This is a genomic window from Streptomyces sp. NPDC047917, assembly GCF_043204345.1.
Lineage (GTDB): Bacteria > Actinomycetota > Actinomycetes > Streptomycetales > Streptomycetaceae > Streptomyces > Streptomyces sanglieri.
In genome coordinates this window covers 344,060-360,039 of record NZ_JBIDCA010000005.1, presented here as the reverse complement: position 1 = coordinate 360,039, position 15,980 = coordinate 344,060, and the positions used below count along the sequence as shown (strand labels likewise).

The window sequence follows — 15,980 nt, the reverse complement described above, 5'->3', positions numbered from 1 at the left end:
CACATTCCGTAGATTTCCCCTGTGTGCGGCGTACGTACGGGCCCGGCCCTCTCCCGCTCGCGGTCGGCCGACGCCCCTTCCCCGGCGCCGGCCCACCTCCCCTTCTGAGCGGGCGGGGACCAGGCCGTACGTGCGGCCACACGGGACCTGAGCCTGAGAGGGCGCATGAGCCAGACCCGACACGTCCCGGTGATGCTCCAGCGATGCCTGGACCTGTTGGCCCCGGCTCTTCAGGCGCCGGGACCGCAGGAGCCCGTGGTCGTCGACTGCACCCTCGGCCTCGGCGGTCACAGCGAGGCGCTGCTCTCCGCCTTCCCCTCCGTACGGCTGATCGGCCTGGACCGGGACAAGGAGGCGCTGCGGCTCTCCGGCGAGCGGCTCGCCCCGTACGGCGACCGGGCCACCCTGGTGCACGCCGTCTACGACGAACTGCCCGAGGTGCTCGACAGGCTCGGCATCCCCAAGGTCCAGGGCGTCCTGTTCGACCTCGGCGTCTCCTCCATGCAGCTGGACGAGGCCGACCGCGGATTCGCGTACGCCCAGGACGCCCCGCTCGACATGCGCATGGACCAGACGACCGGCATCGGCGCGGCCGAGGTGCTCAACACCTACCCGCCGGGCGAACTGGTACGGATCCTGCGGGCGTACGGCGAGGAGAAGCAGGCCAAGCGGATCGTCTCCGCGATCGTGCGCGAGCGCGAGAAGGAGCCGTTCAGCAACAGCGCCCGGCTCGTCGAGCTGATCCGCGACTCGCTGCCCCAGGCGGCCAAGCGCACCGGTGGCAACCCCGCCAAGCGGACCTTCCAGGCCCTGCGCATCGAGGTCAACGGTGAGCTCAGCGTCCTGGAGCGGGCCGTTCCGGCGGCCGTGCAGAGCCTCGCGGTCGGCGGCCGGATCGCCGTCCTCTCGTACCACTCGCTGGAGGACCGGCTGGTCAAGCAGGTGTTCGCGGCGGGCGCCGCCACCACGGCGCCGCCCGGACTGCCGGTCGTCCCCGAGCGTTACCAGCCCCGGCTGAAGCTGCTGACCCGCGGCGCGGAGCTGCCCACCGAGGAGGAGGTCGCCGAGAACCGGCGCGCCGCCCCCGCCCGGCTGCGCGGCGCCCAGCGGATCCGCGAGGAGGAACGATGAGCACCCGGCCTCCGGGTGCCCGGAAACCGGTGATGTACGGGGCGGCGCGGTGAGCGGACCGGCCGGACAGTTGAAAGGGCGCGCCGCGCGGCTCGTCCGGCTGATGCCGTCCGGGCCCAGCAACGCGGCCCGTACGCCCTTCGTGCTGCTGGTCGTGGTGCTGCTCGGCGGCGGCCTGATCACGCTCCTGGTGCTCAACTCGGCCCTCAACGAGGGGTCGTTCAGGCTGAGCGAGCTGAAGAAGCGGACCACCGAGCTCACCGACGAGCAGCAGGCCCTCCAGCGCGACGTCGACAACTTCTCCGAGCCGGACGCGCTGGAGCGGCGCGCCCGCGAGCTGGGCATGGTGCCCGGCGGCAGCCCCGCCTTCCTGAACCCGGACGGCACGGTCCGCGGCGTACCCGCCGAGACCACGGCCGAGCCCGTCCCGCCGCCGCAGCCGAAGAGCAGTGCGCCGGTGGCGCCCGCCGCCTCCGCGTCCCCCGCCGCCGGCCCCGGGCCCAGTGCCCCGGTCCCGCCCGCACCGCTGCCGTCGGCCACGGCTTCGGGCGCCGCCGGGACCGGCGCCTCCACGACCGGCACCGCCACGACTTCGGGCACCGCCGCAACCGGAACCGCCGCGACCGGAACCGCCGCGACCGGCGCCTTTGCGACCCCGCCCGCCGGGACGCGTACCCCGGCAGAACAGACCCCGACGAGCCCCGGCAGGTGACGCAGTGCCGCCCAAGGATCCACCGCGCCGCCGGGTCCCCGGCCCCGCACGCCCGCGCGGCGCCGCAGGCGCCCAGGGGCGCCCCCGGCCCGCCGCCCGCCGCTCCACCCCGGCACCGCGCCCCCGCCCGCCCCGCAGCCGGAGCGCGAGTCGGCTGCGGCTGGGCAGCCCGCGCCCGCGGCTCCGTCTGGTCAGCCTCGCCCTGACGCTCGTCATGCTGGCGTTCGTCGTCCGGCTGCTCCAGGTCCAGGCCGTCGACGCCAGCGCGTACGCGGCCAAGGCGAAAGAGAACCGCTACCTCAGCTACACGATCGCCGCCGAGCGCGGCGAGATCACCGACCGCAGCGGGATCGCCCTGGCCACCAGTGTCGACGCGTACAACATCACCGCCGACCCCTCGATGTTCACGCCCGAATTCAGCAAGGCCCCCGACGCGCCCCGGCAGGCGGCGGCGCTCCTCGCCCCGATCCTCGGCACCGACGTCACCGAGCTGACCCGGAAGCTGTCCGGGAAGGGCCGCTACGTCGTCCTGGCCCGCCGGCAGACCCCGCAGGTCTGGAACCAGATCAAGGACCTCAAGTCCGTCTTCGCCGAGAAGGCGGGCAAGGACCGGGCGAGCGGCGGTGCCGGAACCAACGTGCTGGCCGGCGTGTTCCAGGAGGCGACCACCAAACGGGTCTACCCCAACGGGGGCCTCGCCGCCGGGATACTGGGTTACGTCAACGCCGACGGCAAGGGCGCGGGCGGCCTCGAATCGCAGCTGGACAAGGAGCTCGCGGGCGAGGACGGCAAGATCCGCTACGCCCAGGCGGGCGGCCGCCGGGTGCCCACCGCGGGCACCAAGGAGGTCCCGGCCGTACCCGGGGCCGACATCGAGCTGACCATCGACCGCGACATCCAGTGGGCCGCCCAGCAGGCCATCAGCGACCAGGTGAAGAAGTCCAGGGCCGACCGCGGCTACGTGGTCGTCCAGAACACCAGGACCGGCGAGGTCCTCGCCATGGCCAACGCCCCCGGGTTCGACCCCAACGACCTCTCGCAGGCCGACGCGGCGTCGCTGGGCAACGCGGCCCTCCAGGACGTCTACGAGCCCGGCTCCACCAGCAAGGTCATGTCCATGGCCGCCGTGCTGGAGGAGGGCGCCGCCACCCCCGGCACCCACGTCACGGTCCCCAACCGGCTGCACCGGGGCGACCGGCTCTTCAAGGACGACATCGACCACCCCACCTGGTACCTGACGCTCAACGGCGTACTCGCCAAGTCCAGCAACATCGGCACCATCCTGGCCACCGGCGAACTGGGAAAGACGCAGGCCGAGGCCAACAAGGTCCTCTACTCCTACCTGCGCAAGTTCGGCATCGGCTCACCGACCGGACTCGGCTATCCCGGCGAGACCCCCGGCATCCTCGCCAAGCCCCAGGACTGGTCGACCTCGCAGCAGTACACGATCCCGTTCGGCCAGGGCCTCTCGCTCAACGCCATGCAGGCCGCCTCCATCTACTCGACGATCGCCAACGACGGAGTCCGCGTGGCACCCACGCTGGTACGCGGCACCAAGGGCGCCGACGGGCGGTTCCAGGCCGCCGAACCGCCCGAGCGGACCAGGGTGGTCAGCGCGAAGACCGCCAAGGCGCTGGCCGCGATGCTGGAGTCGGTGGTCGGCGACGAGGAGGGCACCGGAACGAAGGCCAAGATCCCGGGCTACCGGGTGGCGGGCAAGACCGGTACGGCCAACCGGGTCGACCCGGTGCGCGGCGGCTACCACGGCTACACCGCCTCCTTCGCGGGTTTCGCGCCCGCCGACAAACCGCAGATCACCGTCTACTGCGCGATCCAGAACCCGACCAAGGGCAGCTACTTCGGCGGCCAGATCTGCGGACCGATCTACAAGCAGGTCATGGAGTTCGCGCTCAAGACCCTCCAGACCCCACCGTCCGGCAGCGGCTCAGCCCGGCTGCCGGTGTCCTTCAAGCCCGGCGAGTGAACTCGGGGAAACCATCCAGTGACAACCATCACGCCCGATCCCGGGAACCGGAACGGGAACCACCAGAACCCCGGCCCCTCACTTCGCGAGAGGCCGGGTGCGCCCGGTACGCTCACCGCCGTGCCCCACGCTGATCAGTCCCAAACCACCCAGAAGGCCGCCCCTGTGAACTACCCGGGAGCGCCCCGCCCGGACCGGATCGGGCCCACCGCGCTCGGCGAACTGGCAGCCCGGCTGGGCGTAGAGCCGCCGGGACCCGGTGAGGTCACCGGCATCACCCACGACTCCCGGGCGGTACGCCCCGGCGATGTCTACGCGGCCCTGCCGGGCGCCCGCTTCCATGGCGCCGACTTCGCGGCCCAGGCGGCCGGTCTCGGCGCGACGGCGATCCTCACCGACCCGGCGGGTGCCGAGCGCGCCGCCGCCACCGGGCTTCCGGTGCTGGTCACCGAGGACCCGCGCGGCCGGATGGGCGAGCTCGCCGCGGAGATCTACGGACGGCCCGGTGCCGACCTCCTCCAGATCGGCATCACCGGAACGTCCGGCAAGACCACCACCGCCTATCTGATCGAGGGCGGCTTCCGCGGCGCCGGGCGCGCCACCGGGCTCATCGGCACGGTGGAGATGCGGATCGGCGACGAGCGCATCAAGTCCGAGCGCACCACCCCCGAAGCCACCGATCTGCAGGCCCTGTTCGCCGTCATGCGCGAACGCGGCGTCGACTCGGTGACCATGGAGGTCTCCAGCCACGCCCTGGTGCTCGGCCGGGTCGACGGCTGCGTCTTCGACGTCGCGGTCTTCAACAACCTCAGCCCGGAACACATGGAGTTCCACTCCGGGATGGAGGACTACTTCCAGGCCAAGGCGCAGCTCTTCACCCCGGCCCGCAGCAGGCAGGGCGTCGTCAACCACGACGACGAGTACGGCCGCAGGCTGATCACCGAGGCGTCCGTCCCGGTCGTCACCTTCTCCGCCGAGGGCCACCCGGACGCCGACTGGCGCGCCGAGGACGTCGAACTCGGGCCGCTCGGATCGACCTTCACCGTCATCGGCCCCAAGGACGAGCGGATCGCGGCCAGGGCCCCGCTGCCCGGCCCGTTCAACGTCGCCAACACCCTCGCCGCGATCGTCACGCTCGCCGTCGCGGGCATCGACCCGCAGACCGCCGCCGACGGCGTCGCGGCCGTCCCCGGCGTCCCCGGCCGGCTGGAACGCGTCGACGCCGGACAGCCCTACCTCGCGGTCGTCGACTACGCGCACAAGACCGACGCCGTCGAATCCGTGCTGCGTTCCCTGCGGACCGTCACCGAGGGCAAGGTGCACATCGTCCTCGGCTGCGGCGGCGACCGCGACACCACCAAACGCGGCCCGATGGGCGCGGCGGCCGCCCGCCTCGCCGACACCGCCGTACTGACCTCCGACAACCCCCGTTCCGAGGACCCCCTAGGAATCCTCGCCGCCATGCTCGCGGGCGCCGCAGAAGTGCCCGTCCACGAGCGGGGCGACGTCCTGGTCGACGCCGACCGGGCCGCCGCCATCGCCGCCGCCGTCGCCCGCGCCGAGCCCGGTGACACCGTACTGATCGCCGGCAAGGGCCACGAGCAGGGGCAGGACATCCACGGCGTGGTACGCCCCTTCGACGACCGCGTGGTCCTGCGCGCGGCCATCGAGCGGTCCCTGGGGCACGAGCGCACCGAGAGCGCCGGCCACCGCGCCCACACCCACGAGAACAACAGTCAGGGATGACCAAGTGATCGCCCTTTCCCTCGCCGAGATCGCCGAAATCGTCGGCGGGCAGTCGCACGACATACCCGATCCGGCAGCAACCGTCAGCGGGCCGGTCGTCATCGACTCCCGAAAGGTGACGCAGGGCAGCCTGTTCGTCGCCTTCGCCGGTGAGCGGGTCGACGGCCACGACTACGCGCAGCGCGCCGTCGAGGCGGGCGCGGCAGCCGTGCTGGCCGCCCGCCCCGTCGGCGTTCCGGCGATCGTCGTGGACGACGTCGTGGCCGCACTCGGCGCGCTCGCCCGCACCGTCGTGGGCCGCCTCGGCACCACCGTCGTCGCCCTCACCGGATCGGCGGGCAAGACCTCAACCAAGGACCTCATCGCCCAGCTGCTCGAACGCAAGGGGCCCACCGTCTACCCGGCGGGCAACCTCAACAACGAGATCGGCCTGCCGCTCACCGCGCTGCGCGCCACCGAGGACACTCGACACCTCGTCCTCGAAATGGGTGCACGCTACATCGGCGACATCCGCTACCTCACCGGCCTCGTCCCGCCCCGCATCGGCCTCGTCCTCAACGTCGGCACCGCCCACATCGGCGAGTTCGGCGGCCGTGAGCAGATCGCCCAGGCCAAGGGCGAGATGGTCGAGTCGCTGCCCGAGGACGGCCTCGCCGTACTCAACGCCGACGACCCGCTCGTACGCGCCATGTCCTCCCGTACGAAGGCCCGGGTGCTGTTCTTCGGTGAAGCCGCGGATGCGGACGTACGGGGCGAGAAGGTCCGTCTCACCGACGACGGACGCCCCGCTTTCCGGCTCCACACACCCACCGGGTGCAGCGACGTGACCATGCGCCTGTACGGTGAGCACCACGTGTCGAACGCGCTCGCCGCGGCCGCCGTCGCCCATGAGTTGGGCCTGTCCGCAGACGAGATCGCCGAAGGGCTCTCCGAGGCGGGCACCCTCTCCCGCTGGCGCATGGAGGTCACCGAGCGTCCGGACGGCGTGACGTTCGTCAATGACGCCTACAACGCGAACCCCGAATCCATGAAAGCCGCGCTGCGCGCGCTGGCCGCCATGGGGAAGGGCCGGCGTACGTGGGCGGTGCTCGGCCAGATGGCCGAGCTCGGCGACGCCTCGCTCGCCGAGCACGACGCGGTCGGACGGCTCGCCGTCCGGCTCAACGTCAGCAAGCTCGTCGCGGTCGGGGGCAGAGAAGCCTCCTGGCTGCAACTGGGCGCATACAACGAGGGTTCGTGGGGTGAGGAGTCGGTGCACGTGTCCGACGCACAGGCCGCGGTCGACCTGTTGCGCAGTGAACTGCGCCCGGGAGACGTCGTGCTGGTGAAGGCGTCCCGGTCGGTCGGCCTGGAGCAGGTCGCCATGGCACTGCTGGAGAACGCGTCCGAGGGCGAGGTCGCCGGCCGATGAGGCAGATCCTCTTCGCGGGGGCCATCGGGCTCTTCCTGACCCTGGTCGGAACTCCGCTGCTGATCAAGCTGCTCGCCCGCAAGGGATACGGGCAGTTCATCCGGGACGACGGCCCGCGTACCCACGGGTCCAAGAAGGGCACGCCCACCATGGGCGGCATTGCCTTCATCCTGGCGACGATCATCGCGTACGTCGCGGCGAAGCTGATCACCGGCGAGGAGATGCGATTCTCCGGCGTGCTGGTGCTCTTCCTGATGGCCGGAATGGGCCTCGTGGGCTTCCTCGACGACTACATCAAGATCGTCAAGCAGCGTTCGCTGGGCCTGCGGGCCAAGGCGAAGATGGCGGGCCAGCTGATCGTGGGCATCGCCTTCGCGGTGCTCTCGCTCCAGTTCGCGGACAAGCACGGCAACACCCCGGCCTCCGACCGGCTGTCGTTCGTCGCGGACTTCGGCTGGTCGATCGGCCCGGTGCTGTTCGTCGTCTGGGCGCTGTTCATGATCCTGGCCATGTCCAACGGCGTGAACCTGACGGACGGTCTGGACGGTCTGGCCACCGGTGCCTCGGTGATGGTCTTCGGCGCGTACACCTTCATCGGGCTGTGGCAGTTCCAGGAGTCCTGCGTCAACGCGGACACCCTGACCAATCCCAACGCCTGTTTCCAGGTACGAGATCCGCTCGACCTCGCGGTCGTCGCCTCGGCGTTGATGGGTGCCTGCTTCGGCTTCCTGTGGTGGAACACCTCGCCCGCCAAGATCTTCATGGGTGACACCGGCTCGCTCGCCCTCGGCGGCGCCCTCGCCGGTCTGGCGATCTGCTCCCGCACCGAGTTCCTGATGGCCATCCTCGGTGGCCTCTTCGTGATGATCACCATGTCCGTGGTCATCCAGGTCGGATCCTTCAAGATGACCGGCAAGCGGGTCTTCCGGATGGCGCCGCTCCAGCACCACTTCGAACTCAAGGGGTGGTCCGAAGTCCTTGTCGTGGTCCGCTTCTGGATCATCCAGGGCATGTGCGTGATCGTCGGACTCGGACTCTTCTACGCGGGATGGGCAGCCGAGAAGTGAGCAACCAGGACTGGCAGGGCAAGCACGTCACCGTCGCGGGACTCGGAGTCTCCGGGATCCCGGCGGCCAGGGTGCTGCACGGCCTAGGGGCCGTCGTCACCGTGGTCAACGACGGGGACGACGAGCGTTCCCGCACGCAGGCCGCGGAGCTGGAGGCGCAGGGCATCGCCGTGCGCCTCGGCGACGGGGCGACCCTGCCCGAGTCCACCGAGCTCATCGTCACCGCCCCGGGCTGGCAGCCCGACAAGCCGCTCTTCGCCGCGGCCGCCGAGGCGGGCGTCCCCGTCTGGGGCGACGTCGAACTCGCCTGGCGGCTGCGGGGCCCGGGCGCGGCCCCCTGGCTCGCGGTCACCGGTACCAACGGCAAGACCACGACCGTACGGATGCTCGCCTCGATCCTTCAGGCGGCGGGGCTGCGCACCGCCGCGGTCGGCAACATCGGCGTCTCCCTCCTGGACGCCGTCCTCGGCGACGAGGAGTACGACGTACTCGCCGTTGAGCTGTCCAGCTACCAGCTGCACTGGGCGCCCTCGCTGCGCGCCCACTCGGCCGCCGTCCTCAACCTGGCCCCCGACCACCTCGACTGGCACGGCTCCATGGCGGCGTACGTCGCGGACAAGGGCCGGGTCTACGAGGGCAACCGCGTCGCCTGCGTCTACAACGCGGCCGACCCGGCGACCGAGGACCTGGTCCGTGAGGCCGACGTCGAGGAGGGCTGCCGGGCCATCGGCTTCACCCTGAACACACCGGGCCCGTCCCAGCTGGGCGTCGTCGACGGCATTCTCGTCGACCGCGCCTTCGTGGCGAACCGGCAGAAGCAGGCGCAGGAGCTGGCCGAGGTCAAGGACATCGACCCGCCCGCCCCGCACAACGTCGCCAACGCCCTCGCGGCCGCGGCCCTGGCCCGGGCGTTCGGCGTCGAGCCCGCGGCCGTGCGCGACGGACTGCGGGCCTTCCGCCCAGACCCGCACCGCATCGAGCACGTCGCGAACATCGACGGGGTCGCGTACGTCGACGACTCCAAGGCCACCAACACCCATGCCGCCGAGGCGTCCCTGGCGTCCTACGACCCGATCGTCTGGATCGCCGGCGGCCTCGCCAAGGGGGCCACCTTCGACGAGCTGGTCACCGGGGCAGCCGGGCGGCTGCGGGGCGCCGTACTGATCGGCCGGGACCGGGAACTGATCCGGGAAGCCCTCACGCGACACGCCCCCGAGGTCCCGGTGGTCGACCTCGACCGGACCGACACTGGGGCGATGTCCGAGGCGGTCCGCGAGGCGGCACGGCTCGCCCGGCCGGGAGACACCGTACTGATGGCCCCGGCCTGCGCCTCGATGGACATGTTCGTCAATTACAACAAGCGGGGCGAGGCGTTCGCGGACGCGGTCCGCGCACTCGCTGCCGAGAGCGCCTGACGGGCCCGGCCTCCGCGCACGAGCAGTGGAGGGGACAGCGAAGATGCCGGCCGAAGAGAGCTCTGCCGGGCCCCGTGGGGGCCGCTCACGGGCCACCGCGGCGATCAGCCGGGCACTCGCCCCACCACTGCTCGTGACGGCGGCAGCAGGCGCCCCCGCGGCGCTCGGCCCCGCCCTCAGGGTCCGTTCGGTCGCCGGCTCCCGGCGCCCCTCGGCGCCCGGCTCCAAGGGCCGTTCCACCGGCGGCCCCCGCGCGCCCCGTTCCCCGCGCGGGCGGATGCGGGGGACGTACGAGCGGGTGCGCCGGGCCTGGGACCGCCCGCTGACCGCGTACTACCTGATCCTGGGTGCCGGGCTGCTGATCACCGTGCTCGGCCTGGTGATGGTCTACTCCGCGTCGATGATCAAAGCCCTGGAACTCGACAAACCGGGCACCTACTTCTTCCGCAAGCAGTTCCTGGCCGCCGTCATCGGCGCCGGACTGATGGCGCTCGCCGCCCGGATGCCCGCCAAGCTGCACCGGGCGCTCGCCTATCCGCTGCTCATGGGCACCGTCTTCTTGATGGTGCTGGTCCAGGTGCCGGGGATAGGGATGTCGGTCAACGGCAACCGGAACTGGCTCTACCTGGGCGGGCCCTTCCAGCTCCAGCCCAGCGAGTTCGGCAAACTCGCCCTGATCCTGTGGGGAGCGGACCTGCTCGCCCGCAAACAGGACAAACGGCTGCTGACCCAGTGGAAGCACCTGCTCGTACCGCTGGTCCCGGTCGCCTTCATGCTCCTCGGGCTGATCATGCTCGGCGGCGACATGGGAACTGCGATCATTCTCACCGCGATCCTGTTCGGACTGCTCTGGCTGGCGGGGGCGCCCACCCGGCTCTTCGGCGGGGTGCTCGGCTTCGCCGCACTGATCGCCTTCGTGCTGATCAAGACCAGCCCGAACCGGATGTCCAGGCTCGCCTGCATCGGCGCCAGCGAGCCCGGACCGGGGGACTCCTGCTGGCAGGCGGTGCACGGCATCTATGCTCTGGCGTCCGGCGGATGGTTCGGTTCCGGGCTCGGTGCGAGTGTGGAAAAATGGGGCCAACTACCTGAACCGCACACCGACTTCATCTTCGCCATCACCGGGGAGGAACTGGGGTTGGCGGGGACGCTGTCGGTACTCGCCCTCTTCGCGGCTCTAGGCTATGCGGGTATCCGCGTGGCCGGACGCACGGAGGACCCCTTCGTGAGGTACGCCGCGGGAGGTGTGACCACCTGGATCACGGTGCAGGCCGTGATCAACATCGGTGCGGTGCTCGGCCTGCTGCCGATCGCCGGAGTCCCGCTCCCGCTGTTCTCCTACGGAGGATCGGCCCTGCTGCCGACCATGTTCGCCGTCGGGCTGCTGATCGCGTTCGCGCGAGAGGATCCCGCGGCGAAGGCTGCCCTGGCCATGCGGAGGCCCGGGGTGAGATGGAAGACGATGAGACGGCGCGTCAAGAAGCGTCCGTCCGGAGAGCGGTGAATTTCGGTGCATGTCGTACTCGCCGGTGGGGGGACCGCCGGCCACATCGAGCCCGCGCTTGCCCTCGCGGACGCCCTGCGCAGGCAGGACCCGACCGTGGGAATCACTGCCCTAGGCACGGAGCGCGGACTCGAAACCAGGCTCGTACCCGAGCGGGGGTACGAACTCGCCCTGATCCCGGCCGTGCCGCTGCCGCGCAAGCCCACCCCGGAACTGATCACCGTCCCGGGACGGCTGCGCGGCACCATCAAGGCCGCCGAGCAGATCCTGGAACGCACCAGGGCGGACTGCGTCGTCGGCTTCGGCGGCTACGTGGCCCTGCCCGGCTACCTCGCCGCCAAGCGGGCCGGGGTGCCGATCGTCGTCCACGAGGCCAACGCCAGGCCGGGCCTGGCCAACAAGATCGGCTCGCGGTACGCCCACGGCGTCGCCGTCTCCACCCCCGACAGCAAGCTGCGCGGAGCCCGCTACATCGGCATCCCGCTGCGCCGCACCATCGCCACCCTGGACCGGGCCCGGGTCCGCCCCGAGGCGCGTGCCGCCTTCGGCCTCGACCCCAACCTGCCGACGCTGCTGGTCTCCGGCGGCTCGCAGGGCGCCCGCCACCTCAACGAGGTGGTCCAGCGCGTCGCGCCGCTGCTCCAGCGCTCCGGAATCCAGATCCTCCATGTGGTCGGCCCGAAGAACGAATTGCCGCGCGTCGACAACATGCCCGGGATGCCGCCCTACATCCCGGTACCGTACGTGGACCGGATGGATCTCGCGTACGCCGCGGCCGACATGATGCTCTGCCGCGCCGGTGCGATGACCGTCGCCGAACTCTCCGCCGTCGGGCTCCCCGCCGCCTATGTACCGCTGCCCATCGGCAACGGCGAACAGCGGCTCAACGCCCAGCCGGTGGTCAACGCCGGCGGCGGGCTGCTGGTGGACGACGCGGCGCTCACCCCCGAGTGGGTGCAGGGCAACGTCCTCCCGGTGCTCGCGGATCCGCACCGGCTGTACGAGATGTCCCGCGCCGCCGCCGAGTTCGGCCGCCGGGACGCCGACGACCTGCTCGTCGGCATGGTGTACGAGGCGATTGCCGCACGCCGAGGCGCGTGAGGCGGACGGGTCCGGGAGCGGTGCTCCCGGACCCGGCATAAGGAGCGAGCGTGGCCGGACCGACGACCGCCCAGCGCGGGAGAACGCAGCGGGAGGACTCCCCGGCCCGCCCGCCGCGTCCGCGCCCCCGGAAACGCCGACTGCCCAGCCGCAGAACGCTGATCGTGTCCGGCGCTCTCGTGCTGCTGCTCGCCTCCGGCGCCGTCTGGGCGCTCTACGGCTCCTCCTGGCTCCGTGCCGAGCAGGTCGCGACCACCGGTGTCGACGTGCTGACACCGGCCGAGGTGGAGGCCGCGGCGGAGGTCCCGATCGGGGCCCCGCTGATCTCTGTCGACACCGACGCCGTCGCGGCCCGATTGCGCCAGAAGTTGCCTCGTATCGACTCCGTGGATGTCGTACGGTCATGGCCGCACGGAATCGGACTTAAGGTGACGGAACGACAGCCGGTCCTGTTGGTCAAAAAGGGCGCAAAGTTCATTGAAGTGGACGCGAAAGGCGTTCATTTCGCAACGGTGGACAAATCGCCCGGTCGCGTACCTCTGCTGGAACTGAAACCTGATCAGTCCGCGAGTCTGCGCCGATTCGGCAGTGCCCGGCTGGTGCGGGAAGCGGTCCGGGTCGCGGGCGAACTTCCGGGCGGAGTGGCCAAGGACACCGAGGTCGTGCGAGTCACCTCGTACGACTCGATCTCCCTGCAACTCACCCGGGGGCGCACGGTGATCTGGGGCAGTGGCGAAGGGGGTCCGGTGAAGGCGAAAGTCCTCACCGCTCTCATGAAAGCCGCTCCCAAAGCGGGACACTTCGACGTGAGTGCACCCACCGCCCCTTCCGTGTCGGGCAGTTGACGCACATTTGGCCTGGCCAGCACCCTGGTTGGTCAGCGCTACGGGTGATCACATAGGGTGAAAAGAAAAACGGGAGGTTCGGCGTGTTCGTTGAACGTGCGCCACTTGTCGACTTAGTGTCCTGTTCGGAAGAGTCCATGAAGCAGACACACTGGTAACCCTAAACTTCAACGTTAGGGTTTGGGTCGGCGTTTCGGACCGCCCCAATCGGCATCCGTCGTCGCGGCGGGACTACCGCGAAGCGACGACACGTAACTCGAGGCGAGAGGCCTTCGACGTGGCAGCACCGCAGAACTACCTCGCAGTCATCAAGGTCATCGGTGTCGGCGGCGGTGGTGTCAATGCCATCAACCGAATGATCGAGGTCGGTCTCAAGGGCGTCGAGTTCATCGCGATCAACACTGATGCGCAAGCCCTGTTGATGAGCGACGCCGACGTCAAGCTCGACGTCGGCCGCGAACTCACCCGCGGCCTTGGCGCCGGCGCCAACCCGGCAGTCGGTCGCAAGGCGGCAGAGGACCACCGTGAGGAGATCGAGGAGGTCCTCAAGGGGGCCGACATGGTCTTCGTCACCGCCGGAGAAGGCGGCGGCACCGGCACCGGCGGCGCACCCGTCGTCGCCAACATCGCGCGCTCGCTCGGCGCCCTGACGATCGGCGTGGTCACCCGCCCGTTCACCTTCGAGGGCCGGCGACGCGCGAACCAGGCGGAGGACGGCATCGCCGAACTCCGCGAAGAGGTCGACACCCTCATCGTCATTCCCAACGACCGGCTGCTGTCCATCTCGGACCGCCAGGTCAGCGTGCTCGACGCGTTCAAGTCGGCCGACCAGGTGCTGCTCTCGGGTGTCCAGGGCATCACCGACCTCATCACCACCCCGGGTCTGATCAACCTCGACTTCGCCGACGTCAAGTCGGTCATGTCCGAGGCCGGATCGGCACTCATGGGCATCGGATCGGCCCGTGGCGACGACCGCGCGGTGGCCGCCGCGGAGATGGCGATCTCCTCGCCGCTCCTGGAGGCGTCCATCGACGGCGCCCGCGGTGTCCTGCTCTCCATCTCCGGCGGCAGCGACCTCGGTCTCTTCGAGATCAACGAGGCCGCCCAGCTGGTGAGCGAGGCGGCGCACCCCGAGGCGAACATCATCTTCGGCGCGGTCATCGACGACGCGCTGGGCGACGAGGTACGGGTCACCGTGATCGCCGCGGGCTTCGACGGCGGACAGCCGCCGGCCCGCCGCGAGAACGTCCTGGGCGCCAACTCCGCCAAGCGCGACGAGCCCACCGCACCGGTCCGGACCCCGGAGCCCGTGCGTCAGACCGGTGGACTGGGCTCCGTGCCCATCCGCGAGGAGCCGCCGGTGCAGTCGGAGCCCGTACCGGTGGCGAGCGAGACCCACCTGCCGCCGGTCGCCCCGCCGCACGTCCCGACGGCCCGTCCGTACCAGGACTCCCAGGCCGAAGAGCTGGATGTCCCGGACTTCTTGAAGTGATAGCTCAGCACCACGCACTGTCCTCGACGGGCGGCGCGCACTTCGCCTTCACCGACCGGTGGGGCGGAGTGAGCGCCGCTCCGTACGAGGAGCTCAACCTCGGCGGCGCGGTCGGAGACGACCCCGCCGCCGTTCTGGCCAATCGCGAGCGCGCCGCCCGGACCCTCGGTCTGGATCCGGCGCGGGTCGTCTGGATGAACCAGGTGCACGGGCGGGACGTCGCGGTCGTCGACGGGCCGTGGCGAGACGCTTCGCAGATCCCCGCGGTGGACGCGGTGGTGACCGCGCGGCGCGGGCTTCCGCTCGCCGTGCTCACCGCCGACTGCACCCCCGTACTGCTGGCCGACCCGGTCGCCGGGATCGTGGCGGCGGCGCACGCGGGCCGCCCCGGTCTGGCCGCCGGGGTCGTCCCCGCCGTGGTCGAGGCCATGGCCGGGCTCGGCGCCGACACCTCCCGGATCGTCGCCCGTACCGGGCCGGCGGTCTGCGGGCGGTGCTACGAAGTCCCGGCCGACATGCGCGCCGACGTCGCGAAGAGCGTCCCGGCCGCCTGGTCCGAGACCAGCTGGGGCACTCCGGCGGTGGATGTCACCGCGGGGGTCCACGCCCAGCTCAAGGAGCTCGGCGTCGAGGACCGGCAGGCCTCGCCGGTCTGCACCCTCGAATCGGGCGATCACTTCTCGTACCGCCGCGACCGCATCACCGGGCGGCTCGCCGGATATGTCTGGTTGGACTGATAGGGCATGACGGACCGTAAGGCTCAACTCGCCGAAAATCTGGCGCGGGTGGAGGAACGCATCGTTTCCGCCTGTGCCGCCGCAGGTCGCGAGCGGGATGAAGTGACGCTCATCGTGGTCACGAAGACCTACCCCGCGAGCGATGTGCGGATTCTGCATGGACTGGGTGTACGTCATGTCGCGGAGAATCGTGACCAGGACGCGGCCCCCAAGGCAGCCGAATGTGCGGATCTGTCGCTCACATGGCACTTTGTCGGTCAATTGCAGACGAATAAGGTTCGTTCTGTAGCGAGTTATGCCGATGTTGTGCAGTCGGTGGACCGGGTCAGACTGGTCACGGCCCTCTCGGCCGCCGCCGAACGCGAAGGGCGCGAACTCGGCTGCCTCATCCAGGTGGCACTCGACGCGGAGAGCGGCGAGCGGGGCGACCGGGGCGGCGTCGCACCGGACGGGATCGAGGAGTTGGCCGACGCGGTGGAGTCCGCGCCGGGGCTGCGGCTCGGCGGTCTGATGACCGTCGCGCCGCTCGCCGGGCCGTACGCGGGTCGCCAACGGGCCGCCTTCGACCGGCTGATGGAATTCTCATCCCGCCTGCGCGGGAACCATCCGGCTGCGAACATGGTCTCTGCGGGGATGAGCGCGGACGTCGAGGACGCGGTCGCGGCCGGAGCGACACATGTGCGCGTCGGTACGGCGGTACTCGGAGTCCGACCCGGGCTCGGGTAACGTCGCCAAGCAGGTCGGACCACAGCAGAAAATATGGTCATTCCCGCCTATGGCGGGCAGGCCTCAGTGGATCGCGGGGCACTTGGTGACAGATGCCGATCCACCACAG

At 70.8% G+C, this 15,980-nt stretch carries 13 protein-coding genes; all 13 read left to right on the top strand.

Translation table 11 applies throughout. The features are described from left to right. The first annotated feature begins 165 nt into the window (after positions 1-165). The 13 genes from rsmH (at position 166) to ACGF8B_RS14355 (ending at position 15,871) form a co-directional block, all read left to right on the top strand. The gene (gene rsmH / locus ACGF8B_RS14415) at positions 166-1,131 is read left to right on the top strand and encodes a 16S rRNA (cytosine(1402)-N(4))-methyltransferase RsmH (protein ID WP_392737930.1); all 966 of its coding nucleotides are present in this window, start codon (positions 166-168) and stop codon (positions 1,129-1,131) included. Between the two features lie 49 nt (positions 1,132-1,180). Continuing rightward, positions 1,181-1,843 carry a septum formation initiator family protein gene (locus ACGF8B_RS14410; protein WP_392737928.1) on the top strand — a complete coding sequence of 221 codons (663 nt, stop codon included), beginning with the start codon at positions 1,181-1,183 and terminating at the stop codon, positions 1,841-1,843. A 4-nt stretch (positions 1,844-1,847) separates the two neighbouring features. Then, positions 1,848-3,827 (top strand): peptidoglycan D,D-transpeptidase FtsI family protein, encoded by a 1,980-nt coding sequence (locus ACGF8B_RS14405; protein WP_392737927.1) that lies wholly within the window; start codon positions 1,848-1,850, stop codon positions 3,825-3,827. Between the two features lie 18 nt (positions 3,828-3,845). After that, the gene (locus ACGF8B_RS14400; RefSeq protein WP_392737925.1) at positions 3,846-5,573 is read left to right on the top strand and encodes a UDP-N-acetylmuramoyl-L-alanyl-D-glutamate--2,6-diaminopimelate ligase; all 1,728 of its coding nucleotides are present in this window, start codon (positions 3,846-3,848) and stop codon (positions 5,571-5,573) included. Positions 5,574-5,577: 4 nt separating this feature from the next. After that, complete coding sequence (gene murF / locus ACGF8B_RS14395) at positions 5,578-6,984, top strand: UDP-N-acetylmuramoyl-tripeptide--D-alanyl-D-alanine ligase (RefSeq protein ID WP_342286290.1); 1,407 nt, start codon at positions 5,578-5,580, stop codon at positions 6,982-6,984. Beyond that, complete coding sequence (mraY, locus tag ACGF8B_RS14390; RefSeq protein WP_124718175.1) at positions 6,981-8,051, top strand: phospho-N-acetylmuramoyl-pentapeptide-transferase; 1,071 nt, start codon at positions 6,981-6,983, stop codon at positions 8,049-8,051. The genes murF and mraY overlap by 4 nt, the downstream gene beginning before the upstream one ends. Continuing rightward, positions 8,033-9,466 carry a UDP-N-acetylmuramoyl-L-alanine--D-glutamate ligase gene (gene murD, locus ACGF8B_RS14385; RefSeq protein WP_392737922.1) on the top strand — a complete coding sequence of 478 codons (1,434 nt, stop codon included), beginning with the start codon at positions 8,033-8,035 and terminating at the stop codon, positions 9,464-9,466. The genes mraY and murD overlap by 19 nt, the downstream gene beginning before the upstream one ends. Before the next feature lie 43 nt (positions 9,467-9,509). Beyond that, positions 9,510-10,970 (top strand): putative lipid II flippase FtsW, encoded by a 1,461-nt coding sequence (ftsW, locus tag ACGF8B_RS14380; RefSeq protein WP_392737920.1) that lies wholly within the window; start codon positions 9,510-9,512, stop codon positions 10,968-10,970. A 6-nt stretch (positions 10,971-10,976) separates the two neighbouring features. Then, positions 10,977-12,071, top strand: coding sequence for an undecaprenyldiphospho-muramoylpentapeptide beta-N-acetylglucosaminyltransferase (murG, locus tag ACGF8B_RS14375; protein WP_266691367.1), 1,095 nt, complete (start codon positions 10,977-10,979; stop codon positions 12,069-12,071). Between the two features lie 50 nt (positions 12,072-12,121). Continuing rightward, positions 12,122-12,916, top strand: a complete 795-nt coding sequence (locus tag ACGF8B_RS14370) for a cell division protein FtsQ/DivIB (RefSeq protein ID WP_392737918.1) — start codon at positions 12,122-12,124, stop codon at positions 12,914-12,916. A 277-nt stretch (positions 12,917-13,193) separates the two neighbouring features. Continuing rightward, positions 13,194-14,408, top strand: coding sequence for a cell division protein FtsZ (gene ftsZ / locus ACGF8B_RS14365; RefSeq protein ID WP_392737916.1), 1,215 nt, complete (start codon positions 13,194-13,196; stop codon positions 14,406-14,408). Continuing rightward, positions 14,405-15,145, top strand: a complete 741-nt coding sequence (pgeF, locus tag ACGF8B_RS14360) for a peptidoglycan editing factor PgeF (protein ID WP_392737914.1) — start codon at positions 14,405-14,407, stop codon at positions 15,143-15,145. The genes ftsZ and pgeF overlap by 4 nt, the downstream gene beginning before the upstream one ends. Before the next feature lie 6 nt (positions 15,146-15,151). After that, positions 15,152-15,871 (top strand): YggS family pyridoxal phosphate-dependent enzyme, encoded by a 720-nt coding sequence (locus ACGF8B_RS14355; RefSeq protein WP_392737912.1) that lies wholly within the window; start codon positions 15,152-15,154, stop codon positions 15,869-15,871. The last annotated feature ends 109 nt before the right edge of the window (positions 15,872-15,980 follow it).

What these genes read in the sequence shown, in the direction of transcription:
- rsmH (WP_392737930.1), top strand. Translation starts at nt 166, where the DNA reads ATGAGCCAGACCCGACACGTCCCGGTGATGCTCCAGCGATGCCTGGAC.
- mraY (WP_124718175.1), top strand. Translation starts at nt 6,981, where the DNA reads ATGAGGCAGATCCTCTTCGCGGGGGCCATCGGGCTCTTCCTGACCCTG.
- murD (WP_392737922.1), top strand. Translation starts at nt 8,033, where the DNA reads ATGGGCAGCCGAGAAGTGAGCAACCAGGACTGGCAGGGCAAGCACGTC.
- ftsW (WP_392737920.1), top strand. Translation starts at nt 9,510, where the DNA reads ATGCCGGCCGAAGAGAGCTCTGCCGGGCCCCGTGGGGGCCGCTCACGG.
- ACGF8B_RS14355 (WP_392737912.1), top strand. Translation starts at nt 15,152, where the DNA reads ATGACGGACCGTAAGGCTCAACTCGCCGAAAATCTGGCGCGGGTGGAG.